This is a genomic window from Lysinibacillus capsici (assembly GCF_003367505.1).
GTDB classification, from domain to species: domain Bacteria; phylum Bacillota; class Bacilli; order Bacillales_A; family Planococcaceae; genus Lysinibacillus; species Lysinibacillus capsici.
Window position 1 is genome coordinate 89,918 of record NZ_PXXX01000013.1, and the last position, 14,611, is coordinate 104,528.

The 14,611-nt window shown below is 37.6% G+C and carries 13 protein-coding genes; 6 read left to right on the forward strand and 7 right to left on the reverse strand.

Annotated features, from left to right (window positions below):
- Positions 1 to 97: 97 nt before the first annotated feature.
- The 5 genes from C7B89_RS12075 (at position 98) to C7B89_RS12095 (ending at position 5,688) form a co-directional block, all read left to right on the forward strand.
- The gene (locus tag C7B89_RS12075) at positions 98 to 1,756 is read left to right on the forward strand and encodes an ATP-binding protein (protein WP_241489996.1); all 1,659 of its coding nucleotides are present in this window, start codon (positions 98 to 100) and stop codon (positions 1,754 to 1,756) included.
- Entirely contained in the window at positions 1,743 to 2,432 is a 690-nt protein-coding gene (locus C7B89_RS12080; RefSeq protein ID WP_048391939.1) for a response regulator, read from the forward strand. The genes C7B89_RS12075 and C7B89_RS12080 overlap by 14 nt, the downstream gene beginning before the upstream one ends.
- Before the next feature lie 125 nt (positions 2,433 to 2,557).
- A complete protein-coding gene (locus tag C7B89_RS12085) occupies positions 2,558 to 3,577 on the forward strand; it encodes a tripartite tricarboxylate transporter substrate binding protein (RefSeq protein WP_048391940.1) in 1,020 nt (339 codons plus the stop codon).
- A gap of 92 nt (positions 3,578 to 3,669) precedes the next feature.
- The gene (locus tag C7B89_RS12090; RefSeq protein WP_054549838.1) at positions 3,670 to 4,146 is read left to right on the forward strand and encodes a tripartite tricarboxylate transporter TctB family protein; all 477 of its coding nucleotides are present in this window, start codon (positions 3,670 to 3,672) and stop codon (positions 4,144 to 4,146) included.
- 15 nt (positions 4,147 to 4,161) lie between these two features.
- Complete coding sequence (locus C7B89_RS12095; protein ID WP_115673806.1) at positions 4,162 to 5,688, forward strand: tripartite tricarboxylate transporter permease; 1,527 nt, start codon at positions 4,162 to 4,164, stop codon at positions 5,686 to 5,688.
- A 52-nt stretch (positions 5,689 to 5,740) separates the two neighbouring features.
- On the opposite strand, the gene C7B89_RS12100 is transcribed toward C7B89_RS12095, so the two are convergent.
- The 5 genes from C7B89_RS12100 to pdhA form a co-directional block, all read right to left on the reverse strand.
- Positions 5,741 to 6,523: an SDR family NAD(P)-dependent oxidoreductase gene (locus C7B89_RS12100; protein ID WP_048391943.1), complete on the reverse strand. Its 783-nt coding sequence runs from the start codon at positions 6,521 to 6,523 to the stop codon at positions 5,741 to 5,743.
- Between the two features lie 273 nt (positions 6,524 to 6,796).
- On the reverse strand, positions 6,797 to 8,212 hold the full coding sequence (gene lpdA / locus C7B89_RS12105) for a dihydrolipoyl dehydrogenase (protein WP_004224738.1): 1,416 nt from the start codon (positions 8,210 to 8,212) through the stop codon (positions 6,797 to 6,799).
- A gap of 5 nt (positions 8,213 to 8,217) precedes the next feature.
- Positions 8,218 to 9,567, reverse strand: a complete 1,350-nt coding sequence (locus C7B89_RS12110; RefSeq protein WP_066037206.1) for a dihydrolipoamide acetyltransferase family protein — start codon at positions 9,565 to 9,567, stop codon at positions 8,218 to 8,220.
- A 47-nt stretch (positions 9,568 to 9,614) separates the two neighbouring features.
- Positions 9,615 to 10,592 (reverse strand): alpha-ketoacid dehydrogenase subunit beta, encoded by a 978-nt coding sequence (locus tag C7B89_RS12115; protein ID WP_004224734.1) that lies wholly within the window; start codon positions 10,590 to 10,592, stop codon positions 9,615 to 9,617.
- A gap of 3 nt (positions 10,593 to 10,595) precedes the next feature.
- A complete protein-coding gene (pdhA, locus tag C7B89_RS12120; RefSeq protein WP_004224731.1) occupies positions 10,596 to 11,711 on the reverse strand; it encodes a pyruvate dehydrogenase (acetyl-transferring) E1 component subunit alpha in 1,116 nt (371 codons plus the stop codon).
- Positions 11,712 to 12,105: 394 nt separating this feature from the next.
- On the opposite strand from pdhA, the gene def reads away from it, so the two are divergent.
- Entirely contained in the window at positions 12,106 to 12,663 is a 558-nt protein-coding gene (gene def / locus C7B89_RS12125; protein ID WP_115673807.1) for a peptide deformylase, read from the forward strand.
- 44 nt (positions 12,664 to 12,707) lie between these two features.
- On the opposite strand, the gene phnX is transcribed toward def, so the two are convergent.
- Positions 12,708 to 13,520, reverse strand: a complete 813-nt coding sequence (phnX, locus tag C7B89_RS12130; protein ID WP_115673808.1) for a phosphonoacetaldehyde hydrolase — start codon at positions 13,518 to 13,520, stop codon at positions 12,708 to 12,710.
- Entirely contained in the window at positions 13,510 to 14,610 is a 1,101-nt protein-coding gene (phnW, locus tag C7B89_RS12135; RefSeq protein WP_115673809.1) for a 2-aminoethylphosphonate--pyruvate transaminase, read from the reverse strand. The genes phnX and phnW overlap by 11 nt, the downstream gene beginning before the upstream one ends.
- Between the last annotated feature and the right edge of the window lies 1 nt (position 14,611).

Consider the following 14,611-nt stretch of genomic DNA (forward strand, 5'->3'; position numbering starts at 1 on the left):
TGCCTATCCACTTCAAATCACTTTTTTAATGATCATCTAGCAAATTTCGAAATTTTTTTATATAATCGAAAATTACAAAAGATTACTAGTATTATCAATGACTAAAATTTCTAGAATAAACACAAAGGTGGGATTCACTATTTTCTTTAAAACATTAACACTCCAAGCCCGCTTTGCCTATTACAGCAGTTTTTTAATTTTTATTATTGTTATTTTAGCAGGCATCCTCTTTTATATGACCATATCTGATGCATTGCAAACACAAATTGGAAACCGGGCACTATATTTGGCGGAAACAACGGCTAGCAGGGGTGATGTAATTGAAGCGTTTCATACAAATAACCCTTCCGAAAGTCTGCAAAAAATTAGCAAAGAGATTATGCTTGCTGCAAAAGCTACTTATGTTGTAATAGGAGATAAAAATGGTATACGCTACACCCATCCTATCGCTGACCGTATTGGTAAATCGATGGTCGGAGATGATAATGACCGAGCATTAATCAACGGTGAGTCTTATATTTCCATTGCAAATGGTTCAATGGGACAATCCATTCGTGGGAAAGCACCTATCTTAGACTCAAATGGATCGATTATTGGTGTTGTTTCAATTGGTTACTTAACAAGTGAATTAGATCGCTTATATTTTTTATACCTTGATAATATTTTTTATACGATGGTTATTGCACTAGGCATTGGTATTATCGGCTCTATTTTTTTATCCCGAAACATTAAAAAGCAAATTTTTAATCTGGAGCCAAGTGAAATTGCCAGTCTATTAACAGAAAAAAATACTTTAATTGAATCAGTTCGTGAAGCTATTATTACGGTAAATCAGAAAGGTGAAATTACGACCCTAAACAATGCTGCCGCGAAAATCTTACATTTAACGGATTCAGCTTCTATCATGGGCGATAATATCGAACAGCATATACCAAACACACATCTGCTTAACGTATTAATGAAGGGTGAAAAACAACTTGATAAATTGATGATTGTTAATGGTCATGAAATTATTGTTAACCGTGTACCTATGAAGGTGAATGGTAAAGTTGTCGGCGCAGTTGCAAGTTTCCGATTACAATCAGAAATAGAACAAATGGCTATCGAATTATCACAAGTAAAGCAATATACAGAAGCTTTACGTGCTCAAACACATGAGTTTAATAATGTCCTTTACACAATATCAGGCCTTATTCAATTAAATGCATCTGATGAAGCACTATCTATTATTCATAAAGAGGTACAAGGACATTCTTCTCTAACCCAATTTATAACAAAGCGTGTAAAGGACCCATTTTTAAATGGTTTAATTATCGGATTTTTTAATCGTGCACGTGAATTAAAAATCAAGTTGATTTTTGATGAGGATAGTTATTTAGAAACATTCCCTGAAAGCATCGAAAAAAGCTTAATTATTTCCATTATTGGAAATTTATTAACCAATGCTTTTGAAGAGGTTGAAAAAAACAAAGAGCGACAGCCAATTATTAGACTTTTTATATTTGATAATGGAGAGGAAATCATCTTTGAGGTTGAGGACTCGGGACAAGGTTTTGCACAAGAAAAACTAGACGTGCTATTTTCAGAAAATATTTCTACGAAAGATAGTAAGCATCGAGGCTATGGATTAAGGAAAGTCATTTCCAGTATCCAAGATTTAAACGGTACTCTTGCTCTTGAAGAAGGAGATTTAGGAGGTGCCCTATTTATCGTATCTATTAGCAAAAGGGGGACTATGATCCATGAACAATATTGAAGTGCTAGTAATTGAAGATGATGTACGTGTAGCAGATGTACATTGTCGTTTTTTAGAAAAAATTGAAGGCTTTACAGTAATTGCACGGGCAAGTACGGGAGAAGAAGCTTTAGATTGGCTTCAATCATTTTCACCACACCTTATATTACTCGATGTCTTTTTGCCAGATATACTGGGAGTAGATTTAATTGATAAAATCCAAGAAGTGAGCCCAACAAGTAGTATTATTTTGATTACCGCAGCTACAGAGGCACATATAGTACAGAAAGCTTATCAGAAAAATGTTACTGATTACATTTTAAAGCCATTTACATTCGAACAGCTAAAAGAGAGTATAGAAAAATTCCGTTACAAGTATCTATTGCTGAAAAATAATGAGAAATTTACACATGAAAAAATTCAATACCTTTGGCCAAAAGCAGGTTCATCCCCCCTTCAAGAAACACCGTTATTATTACCAAAAGGGATAGATCCAACAACAATGAATCATGTTATCAACCATTTAAGTATAATGGAGAATGGTAGTACAGCTGAGCTGTTGGGAAAGAATATAGGTGTCAGCCGTTCCACCGCTCGTCGTTATTTAGAATTTTTAGTTACACAAAAGCAGGTCTATACCGAACTGACTTATGGTACAGTTGGGCGTCCTGAACGACGATACTTTATTTCCACATAAACTTTATGAACAAAATGATGTTAATCCACATTATTATCACAATATTTCCAAAATTGAGAAGTAAGTTATAGTATGGGTAGCGCTAAATTGATAGCGCTACCATTTTATTTTTAAGGGGGATTTTTATGTGGAGGAACATTTCTAAAATAATGGTAGCTGGCTTACTATTTACTAGTTTGGTTGGCTGTTCAGCATCAAATGGAGAAAAAACAGAGGGAAAGAATGCCAGTGATTATCCAAAAAGTAATATTACCATTGTTGCTCCATCAGGTGCTGGTGGTGGCTGGGATTTAACGGCTCGTGCAGTAGCAAAAACAATGAGTGATACTGGGTTGATTGATAAGGCGATTCAAGTTGAGAATAAGCCAGGTGGTGGTGGTGCTGCCTTCATGGCAACATTTGCTACAAAGGAAGCCAATAATGATTATATGTTAATGGTTAAATCACCACCGATCCTTATAAATCATGAAAAGGCTGAAGGAAATAGTAAATTTGGCTATAAGGATACTACACCTTTAGCACAATTAACACGGGACTATGGCGCAATCGTTGTTAGAAAGGATTCTCCTTTCCAAACGCTTGCAGATGTTTTAAATGCCATGAAAACTTCACCAAAAGATGTCACATTAGCAGGTGGGTCTGCACCAGGTTCGATGGATCATCTAGTAGGAATTATCCCGGCTTATAAAGCGGGGATTGACTTAAAAACAATTAAATATGTTTCTTATGATGGTGGCGGTGAGGCGGTTACAGCATTATTAGGTGGCAATGCGGATGTAATTGCAACAGATGCCTCCACAATTGCTACTTATGTTAAATCCGGAGATGTTCGTGTATTAGCTGTCAGTTCCTCTGAACGCTTAGAAGGTGAGCTAGCAGAGGTTCCTACTTTTAAAGAAGCCGGTATTGATGAGGAGTTTACAATTTGGCGTGGTATCTTTGGTCCAAAAAATATGAGTGAAGATGCGATTGCCTATTGGTCTGAAAAATTACAGGCAATGTCTGAATCAAAAGAATGGCAAGCTGAGGTGACACGTAATGGCTGGCAAGCAGAATACCGTAATGCGGAAGAATTTACAGCTTATCTAGACAGTCAAAATAAAATAATCATTGAACTACTAACAGCTCTTGGTATGCAAAAATAACGAATCGTTTTTTTTAAAAAGGCACAAGTATTTCCATTAAATATAGAACTACTTGTGTAACTTTATCTATTTTCAATGGAGGTGTAAAACGGTTGAGCTATACATTTGATAAAACATTTAGCATTACCCTCTTAGCACTTAGTATTTTGTTTATTTTTCAAGCAACACAGATTTCTGATAGTGCTTATGGGTCTACAGTTGGTCCCAAAATTTTTCCATTAGGTTTAGGTATTATTTTAGGTTTATTAAGTCTTCAATTATTTTATGAATCATGGAAAAAAGCTGTGAGAGAGCGAGTCACAGGAGGACCAACTACTTCTTCTAAAATATCTTCAACAGAGCTCAAAAAGTTCTTAATTATTTTAGGTAGCGCTCTTGCGTATGTATTTTTCCTTGAAAAAATTGGCTATATGATAACAACATTTTTATTTTTGTGTATTAGTTTCCAAACAATGGAACGTACTAAACTTATTTATTCAATTATTATTGCAGCTGGATTTTCACTGGGCGTCTATTATTTATTTACAAGTTTACTAGGAGGGTCATTGCCTAGTTTCCCAATTTTTTAGTACAGGAGTGAACATATGTCGACATTGCAATTTTTAGCTGATGGATTTGCAGTTGCCCTTCAATGGCAAAACCTTTTATTCGCTCTTGTTGGTGTCATAATTGGTACAGCAGTTGGTGTACTTCCAGGTATAGGTCCAATGAGTGGAGTTGCATTATTAATCCCCGTTACAGCAACCATTACAGCTGGACTACCTACTGAGGCTGCCGCTACCAGCTCAATTATTTTACTTGCAGGGGTATACTATGGGGCCATGTATGGTGGATCAACAACTTCCATTCTATTAAACACGCCTGGTGAATCCTCATCAGTTGTGACAACATTGGATGGCTATCAAATGGCTAAACAAGGTCGTGCTGGAAGTGCTCTTTCTATCGCGGCCATTGGCTCATTTTGTGCAGGCGTTGTAGCACTACTAGGTCTGATATTATTAGCTAATCCATTGTCAAAATTAGCACTTAAATTTGGACCCGCAGAATACTTTTCTTTGATGTTATTAGGACTTGCAGCAGTAAGTGGCCTAGCAGGACGTTCTATTACCAAAGCTTTAATTATGACTGTTTTAGGGCTTATGCTCGGAACAGTTGGTATTGATGCCGTATCAGGTATAGAACGTTTTACATTTGGTCAGCCAATGCTGTTCTCTGGCATTGAATTTTTAACCATCGCTGTTGGTTTATTTGCATTAGGCGAAGTATTTAAAACCATTCTTGAAAAAGAAGAAGAGGATGGTCAATTAGCCAAAATTAATCGTGTATTACCAACAAAGCAAGATTTAAAGGATAGTGCTGTTCCTATTGCTCGCGGCTCCTTATTAGGCTTTTTCATCGGCGTATTACCCGGCGCAGGCGCAACACTTGCCTCATTCTTTTCTTATATTACCGAGAAAAAATTCAGTAAAACACCCGAGCAATTTGGAAAAGGTCATATTGCGGGTGTAGCTGGACCTGAATCAGCGAACAATGCTGCATCAGGCGGTGCAATGATCCCATTACTAACTTTAGGAATTCCCGGCTCAGGTACTACTGCTATTTTAATGGGTGCACTTATTATGTATAATATTCAGCCAGGTCCATTATTATTTGATGAACATCCTCAAGTTGCTTGGGGATTAATTGCCAGTATGTTTATTGGAAATTTAATGTTATTAGCATTAAATATGCCTTTGGTCCGCATTTTTGCCAAAATCATCGAAACACCTAAAAAATATTTATTGCCTATTATTATTGCAATTTCAATTTTTGGAGTTTATGCCGTACAATTCGCCACGTTTGATTTATTTTTATTAGTAGCTTGTGGTGTACTTGGTTATCTATTTGCTAAAAATGATTACCCAGTAGCTCCATTAGTACTTGCATTAGTACTAGGGCCGATGATTGAAAATAATATGCGCCGTGCATTAACCATTTCGAATGGAGACTTTTCTATTTTTATAATAAAGCCTTTATCATTACTATTTTTAGTGGTTGCCATTTCTTGGTTACTTATACCACTGATTATGAAAATACGTGGTAAAAATGTACTTATTAATGAAGAAGGATAAATATTCTTAAAAATCCACTATACTTCTATGAGTATAGTGGATTTTTACTATTCTATAATGCGTGACCAGAGCCACCATCAATATTAACAGCTGTACCTGTAACATAGCTCGCCGCATCAGATACTAAAAAAGTGATAACGTTTGCTGCTTCTTGCGTATCACCTACACGACCCAGCGGAATTGCTTGCCCCACTTTACGAGAATATTCTTCCCACGATAAATTTGGTTCTTCCTTTTTCCATTTCTTTTCGATTTGATCACTACGAATAAGTCCTATACATACAGAATTTACTCGAATATTATCCTTCCCTAAATCCTTGCTCATCGCTTTTGTCAAGGCAAGCCCCGCAGCACGGCTTACAGTAGTTGGAAGTGAACTTGCAGGTGGAGTTTTAGCCATCACGGCAGTCACATTAACGATTGCACCGCCCCCAGCCTTTCGCATATATGGAGCAGCATATTTTGAACAATGAATAGCTCCAAATACCTTTAAATCTAAATCTGCCTGCCACAGCTCACTACTCACCGTTTCAAAGGAATTCGCTGAAGCTGTACCAGCATTATTAATAAGAATATCCACACGTCCAAAATGCTCTACAGTACGCTCAATGAGATACTTACAATCTTTTTCTTTTGTAATGTCAGTTGGAACAATTAATACATCTACGCCTGTTTCATTTTTTATGCATCCTGCAGCCACTTGCAGTTGTTTTTCACCACGAGCGCAAAGTACAACCTGTGCACCCTCTTTAACAAGCTGCATGGCTGTATAATAGCCAATTCCTTTACTCGATCCTGTTATAATTGCTACTTTCCCCGTTAAATTAAGCTCCATTATTAAATCCTCCCTTACTTTCTACAATGCTATCATTATAGCATTTATCGATTATTCAGAATAATCAAAGGAGCTTGTAAAAGGTAGAAATACGATTTAAAAGCTATAATAATTGAATATTTTCCATGAGGAGCTACTTATTACTTATCATTATCATTCAAGCCTGTTACGGGAAAAAGCTAATAGAAAAATTAATTGTTCATATAAAACATTGGCTAAAAAAAGAGTGTAGATAAGCGAATGTCTCGCTTTATCTACACTCCTTTATTCAAATTATTTTTTCGCTACAATGTGGATTGGGTTGCCAAGTAATACTTCAGCAGTTTCCATTGTAATTTCACCTAATGTTGGGTGAGCGTGAATTGTTAATGCGATATCCTCAGCAGTCATGCCGCCTTCAATTGCTAAGCCCATTTCAGCGATCATATCAGATGCACCAGCACCTACGATTTGAGCACCAATTAATAAGCCGTCTTCTTTACGAGCAACAAGTTTCACGAAACCTTCTGATTGGTTTAATGCAAGAGCACGACCATTTGCTGCGAATGGGAATTTCGCTGCAGTGTATTCAATGCCTTCAGCTTTTGCTTGTTCTTCGTTGTAACCAACTGTCGCCATTTCTGGATCTGTGAAACATACAGCCGGCACAGCAAGATAATCAACTACTGATTTTTCACCCGCAATTGCTTCAGCAGCAACTTTACCTTCGTAAGATGCTTTATGTGCAAGTTGTGGACCTGCTACGATATCACCGATTGCATAGATGTTTGGAATATTTGTACGACATTGTTTGTCAACATTGATTAGACCACGTTCACCGAATTCAACTCCGATTTCAGCAAGGCCCATTTCATCTGTATTTGGACGACGTCCTACAGTAACTAATACGTAATCAGCTTCAACTTTTTTCTCTTCTCCGCCTACTTCATAAGTTACTACTACGCCGTTTTCAGTTTCTTCTACGCCTTTTGCAGATGCGTTAACTTCAATTTCAACGCCTTTCTTTTTAAGGCCTTTTTTCACGATTTGCGTCATTTGTTTTTCGAAGCCAGCTAAAATATCTTTTCCGCCTTCAATAATTGTTACTTGAGAGCCAAGGTTCGCATAAGCTGATCCAAGCTCAGTACCAATATAACCGCCACCGATAACAACTAATTTACCAGGTACTTCTTGTAGAGAAAGTGCACCAGTAGAATTTAATACACGATCAGTGAATTTGAATGTTGGAATTTCAACTGGACGAGAACCTGTTGCAATAATGACATTGTTAAATGTGTAAGTTTGAGCAGATTCACCATTGATGATACGCACTGAATGAGCGTCAACGAAATAAGCTTCACCTTGTACTATTTCAACTTTGTTACCTTTAAGTAAGCCTTCAACACCGCCAGTTAATTTCTTAACAACGCTGTCTTTAAATGCTTGTGCTTTTGAGAAGTCTAATTTCACATCAGAAGCGATGATTCCCATGTCATCTGAATGTTTAGCTTGCTCAAAACGGTGACCTACTGAAATTAATGCTTTTGATGGGATACAACCTACGTTTAAGCACACTCCACCAAGTACATTTTTTTCAACGATTGTTACTTTTTGGCCAGTTTGAGCTGCACGAATTGCTGCTACATATCCTCCAGGACCTGAACCAATGACAAGAGTATCTGTTTCGATTGGGAAATCTCCTACTACCATTTTTGTTACGCCTCCATTAATAATAATTCTGGCTCACTTAACAAACGCTTTAAATGATTTAAAGCATTTTGCGCAGTGGCTCCATCGATCATACGATGATCAAAGCTCAATGATAATGCTAACACAGGTGCGGCTACAATTTCACCATTTTTTATTACAGGTTTTTCTGAAATTCGACCAATACCTAGAATTGCTACTTCAGGATGGTTAATAACTGGTGTAAACCATTGTCCTCCTGCAGAGCCAATATTCGTAATGGACATGGAAGCACCTTTCATTTCATGTGGTGCTAGCTTACCTTCACGGGCTTTTGTCGCTAATTCATTAATTTCATTAGACACTGCAAATACAGATTTACGATCTGCATGCTTAATAACTGGTACTAGTAAGCCTCTTTCAGTATCTGCTGCAATACCAATGTTATAGTAATGCTTTTGGATAATTTCTTGTGTTGCATCATCTAAAGAGCGATTAAATTCTGGGAACTCGCGTAAAGTTGAAATAAGTGCTTTCACTACATATGGTAAGTATGTTAATTTAACACCTTTTTCGGCAGCGATATCTTTGAATTTTTTACGATGTGCTACAAGAGCTGTTACATCGACTTCATCCATTAGTGTAACATGAGGAGCCGTTTGTTTCGAGTGTACCATTGCTTTTGCAATCGCTTTTCGAATACCTGACATTTTTTCACGAGTCTCTGGGAAATCCCCCTCAAGAACTACTGGTGCTGCTGGTGTAGACGTTTCTTGTTGAACTGTATCTTCTGATGTTTCGATATTTGTAGTTTCAGCCTCTACAGTGCCTCCACCTTTTAAGAAGTTTTCAATATCTTCTTTAAGGATTCGACCGTTTTTGCCTGTACCCTTCACTTCACGAATATTTACATCGTTATCACGGGCAAATTTACGTACAGAAGGCATCGCGATCACACGTTTTGTTTCATCAACTACTGTCTCCACTTTTTCTGGAGCTTTTTCGGGAGCTTTTTCTGGTGCCTTTTCCTCTTTAGCAGGAGCTTTTTCTACGTTCTGACCAGATTCAGCAGTTGCTTGAACTTGTGCCTCTGTTTTTGCTTCGGCATGATCGTCACCTTTTAGCTTTAAGTCTTCATAGCCAGGTGCGTCTAATCGGATTAAAACATCGCCAACTACGGCAACTGTTCCTTCTCCTACTAAAACTTCCTCTACTGTTCCTTCAACTGGTGAAGGGATTTCTACTACTGCTTTATCATTTTGTACTTCACAAAGAATATCGTCTTCTTTTACTGTATCTCCAGCTTTAACGAACCATTTCACAATCTCGCCTTCGTGAATACCCTCGCCAATATCCGGTAATCTGAATTCAAATGCCATGTGTACCCATCCTTTCTATTTACTGTTGTTCAAGTTTAGAAGCTTTATTAGAATGTTAAAACTTTTTTCGCTGTTTCCATTACATCTTTGTAGTTTGGTAACCAAACACCTTCAGCTTGTGGGAATGGGTACACAGTATCTGGTGCAGCCACACGAAGAACAGGAGCCTCTAAGCTTAGAATTGCACGCTCTGTAATTTCTGCTACTACGTTCGCAGCGATACCTGCTTGTTTTTGAGCTTCTTGGACAACGATTGCACGACCTGTTTTTTCAACAGATGCGATAATTGTTTCCACATCGATTGGTTGAATTGTACGTAAGTCAATTACTTCTACAGAATGTCCTTCTTTTTCAAGTTCTTCTGCAGCCTTTAAGCTTTCATGAACCATTAAACCGTAAGCAACAATTGTTAAATCAGTACCTTCACGTTTTACATCCGCTTTTCCTAGTGGAATTTCGTATGCTTCCTCAGGCACTTCTTCACGGAATGAACGGTATAGTTTTAAATGCTCTAAGAAAATAACTGGGTTGTCATTACGAATAGAAGAAATAAGTAAACCTTTTGCATCATATGGTGTTGATGGAACAACAACTGTTAATCCTGGTTGTGCTGTCATTAAGCTTTCTAAGCTATCTGAGTGCATTTCAGGTGTGTGCACACCACCACCAAATGGTGAACGGATTGTTACTGGAGCATTGTAGACGCCACCACTACGGTAGCTCATACGTGCTAGCTGGCCACTAATTGAATCCATTACTTCATAAACGAAACCAAAGAATTGAATTTCAGGAACTGGACGGAATCCTTGAAGAGAAAGGCCAACTGCTAAGCCACCAATACCTGATTCTGCTAATGGTGTATCAAATACGCGGTCAACCCCAAATTCTTTTTGTAGGCCTTCTGTCGCGCGGAATACCCCACCGTTGACACCTACATCTTCCCCGAATACAAGAACGTTTTCATCATTCTTTAATTCTGTGCGAAGTGCATCTGTAATTGCTTGAATCATCGTCATTTGTGCCATAGGTTATTTCGACTCCTTCTCTTTATAGATTTCATACTGTTCTTTTAGATTAGATGGCATTTCGCCTTTATACATATTTTCCATTAATTCTGTTACTTTTTGTTTTGGAGCAGCATCTGCTTTTTTGATTGCTTCTTTAATTTCTTCTTTTGCTCGCTCAATAACTGCTTCTTCTTTTTTCTCATCCCATATACCTTTTGCTTCTAGGTATTTACGGAAGCGAACTAGAGGATCTTTTTGAGCCCATTCATTATCTGTATCAGAAGTACGGTAACGAGTTGGGTCATCCCCAGCCATTGTATGAGGTCCATAACGGTAACACATTGTTTCAATTAATGTTGGGCCTTCACCATTAACCGCGCGCTCACGAGCATCACGAGTTGCTACATAAACTGCAAGCGCATCCATTCCATCTACTAAAATACTTGGTAATCCTGCTGCTACACCTTTTTGTGCAATTGTTTTAGCAGCTGTTTGCAATTCACGAGGTGTTGAGATTGCATATTGGTTATTTTGTACGATGAAGATTGCTGGAGATTTAAATGCACCTGCAAAGTTAATGCCTTCATAGAAGTCTCCCTGAGAAGAACCACCGTCACCAGTATAAGTTACTGCAACAGCTTTTTTCCCGCGTTTTTTAATACCAAGTGCTACCCCAGCAGCTTGAATATATTGTGCTCCAATAATAATTTGTGGAGCTAAAACGTTTACACCTTCAGGAACCTGATTCCCCATGAAGTGACCACGTGAGAATAAAAATGCTTTTTCAAGAGGTAAGCCATGCCATACAATTTGAGGTACATCACGGTAACCTGGTAAAATCCAATCTTCTTGTTCTAATGCAAAGTGAGAAGCAAGTTGTGAAGCTTCTTGACCAGCAGTCGGTGCATAGAAGCCTAAACGTCCTTGACGATTTAATGAGATTGAACGTTGATCTAAAATACGTGTGTAAACCATACGTGTCATTAACTCAACTAGTTCCTCATCTGATAATTTCGGATCTGCCTCTTTATTTATAATTTCGCCTTCTTCATTCAAAATTTGAAACATTTCAAACTTATCTTCGATTTCAGTTAGCGTTTGTTTAGCATCAAAAATATTATTGTTTTTCTTGCTCATTTGTCACATCTCCCTTTCAGCTGTATTAAAATAAATCACCTTTTTAACTAGTACAACTTATTCTTGACACTCAGTATACTGAATAAAATACTGTCGGTCAATCATCTATTACTGCTATATACAAAGATTTTTTCTAGAATAACAATCAAACACCGCTGTCCTATACTGTATTACTAATATTCAAATTCTGTATTACAACACCTTACTCACACCATACAACTCTTACGTTTTCCAACAGGTTTTCCCCTAGTAGAATACCCCATTCTCGAAAATCTAATAGCATTAGAAAAATTTTTTGAGTATATTCAAATAAGGACTTTTTTCATGGGATTGTACGAAAACGTGATGTATACTTATTAGTAAGCACTACAAAGTTGAAAGGAAGATTACTATTATGATTTTAATGGATGATATTATCCGCGAAGGTCATCCGACTTTACGCACAAAAGCAGAGGAAGTTAAATTCCCTTTAACTGAAGAAACAAGAAAGCTCGCTGAGGATATGCTTCAATATTTAATCAACAGCCAAGATCCTGAAATGGCAGAAAAATATAATTTGCGTAGTGGCATTGGTTTGGCTGCCAATCAGGTAAATAGCTTACAGCGTATGTTTGCTCTTCATTTAAAAGATGAGGCTGGTGATCAATTAAGCTTTGTAGCCATAAATCCAAAGATCGTTAGCCATTCTGTTGAAAGCACATACCTATCAGCAGGAGAAGGATGTCTTTCTGTTGACCGTAATATTCCTGGGTATGTACCTCGCCATGCACGCATCACAGTAAAATTTAAAACAATTGATGGTGAAGAGAAAAAAATGCGCCTTAAGGGCTTGCCAGCTATTGCCTTTCAGCATGAATTAGATCATCTAAATGGCATTATGTTTTATGACCGTATTAATGAAAAGAATCCATTTGCGGAAATACCAGATTCAATCCCATATGAGCGCGACTAAAAACAACAACCTCGGCAGTTTATTACTTCTGCCGAGGTTAATTATTATTTATATTCTAATTGTCTAGCCATATTTAACCGAGCATTGATCGTTTCAATTAATGCTGGCAACTCCGCCATTGTTTCAATTGTATAATGAGCGCCAGATTCTTCAAAAACACATTTTGTTTTCTCTATGATTTGTTGCTGTTCTTCTGAAGATAGGGCATTGAATTCTTCTTCGGATAGTCCCATTTCTGAGCTTCCAATAATAACGCCAACAGCCCAAACACCTGCATTCAAGGCTTCCTTTATATCTGATGTTGTATCGCCAACCTTCACAACTTGCTTCGTCGCTTGCGAACCTAATGCCTCCATATTTTTAAAAATCATATATGGATATGGTCGCCCTTTATCACCAACCTGTGTTGGTGTTACAAGAAAATCAGGTTGATAGCCCTTGTCAGCAGCATGCTTTGTCACTACTTCCATCATTGCATCTGTATAGCCAGTTGTAGAGCCTATTCGAATACCTGCATCTCTTAATTGCTGTACTGTTGTTTTCACGTGCTGGATAGGATCTGTATAGGTCGCCAAAGACTCCATTAATTTTGTTTCAAAATGATTATACAATACATGTACATCCTTTTCAGTAAAGGATTGTCCATGTACACGATGCCATTCTGCTTTAATTCTTGGCATTTCTAGCATGGTGCGGATATGATCAATTTTCAGCATCCCCATTGGTTTACGAGCCTCTTCCAGTGTAACTATTACACCAGCATCCTCAAAAATTGTTAAAAAAACATTAACAGGAGCAAAACAACCAAAGTCAACTGCTGTGCCTGCCCAGTCCAAAATAACCGTCTCAATTTTCATTGTTTTTCACCACCATATAATTTTCAATGATTTCACATAATGCAAGAATATCTTCCTCATGAATATCACCAATATTGCCAATACGGAATGTATCGACATCCGTCAGCTTACCTGGATAGATAACGAAACCTGCATTTTTTATTTCTTGATAAAAATGCTCAAAAGAAAACTCTTTATACGGGAATAAAAATGTTGTGATAATTGGTGATTGAAGCTCCTCCGAAATATACGCTTTAAATCCCAGCACTGCCAAGCGAGAGCGAAGTAGTTGATTATTATAGGCATAGCGTTTGTAGCGGGCATGAATTCCGCCTTCTTCATTCAACTCTTCAAGCGCCTTCGCAAAAGCTGCCACTACATGTGTAGGCGATGTGAAACGCCATTTCCCATCTTGCTTCATTACTTCCCACTGACTATGCAAATCTAATGCAACACTTCGAGCTTGTCCCTTACATTTTTCCAGTGTTCTTGTATTCGCGATAACAAAACCAAAGCCTGGGACACCCTGAATACATTTATTGGCACTACTAATACAAAAATCAATATGCAAGCTTGATAAATCCATTGGTACGCCTCCAAAGCTACTCATGGCGTCCACAATAAACGTTTTGTTGAACGAATGAACAACTTCCCCAATTTCTTTAATAGGATTTAAAATACCAGTAGTCGTCTCACAATGTACGAGAGCTACATGAGTAATACTCCTATCTCTTTCAAGGAAGGATTGAACTTCTAACAAGGAGGGCTGTTCATCATAAGGAGCACTATAAACAACATGCTGTAACTTTAAGGCTTTGGCCATTTCAACAATTCTTTCACCATAAGCACCATTTGTTAGTATCAACACCTTATCATTTTCACCAATTGCTGTTGTTAGTACAGACTCTACTACAAAGCTTCCACTTCCTTGCATTAGTACCGTAGTGTAATCAGCTTCATCAACTTTTGCTAATTTTAAGAGTTGCTTACGAATCACTTGTGTCACATTTTTATAATCGTCATCCCATGTACAACGATCTTTTAACATTTCTCGTTTCACTGCTTCAGTTGTTGTCAATGGACCTGGCGTCAATAATTTATAGTTACTCATC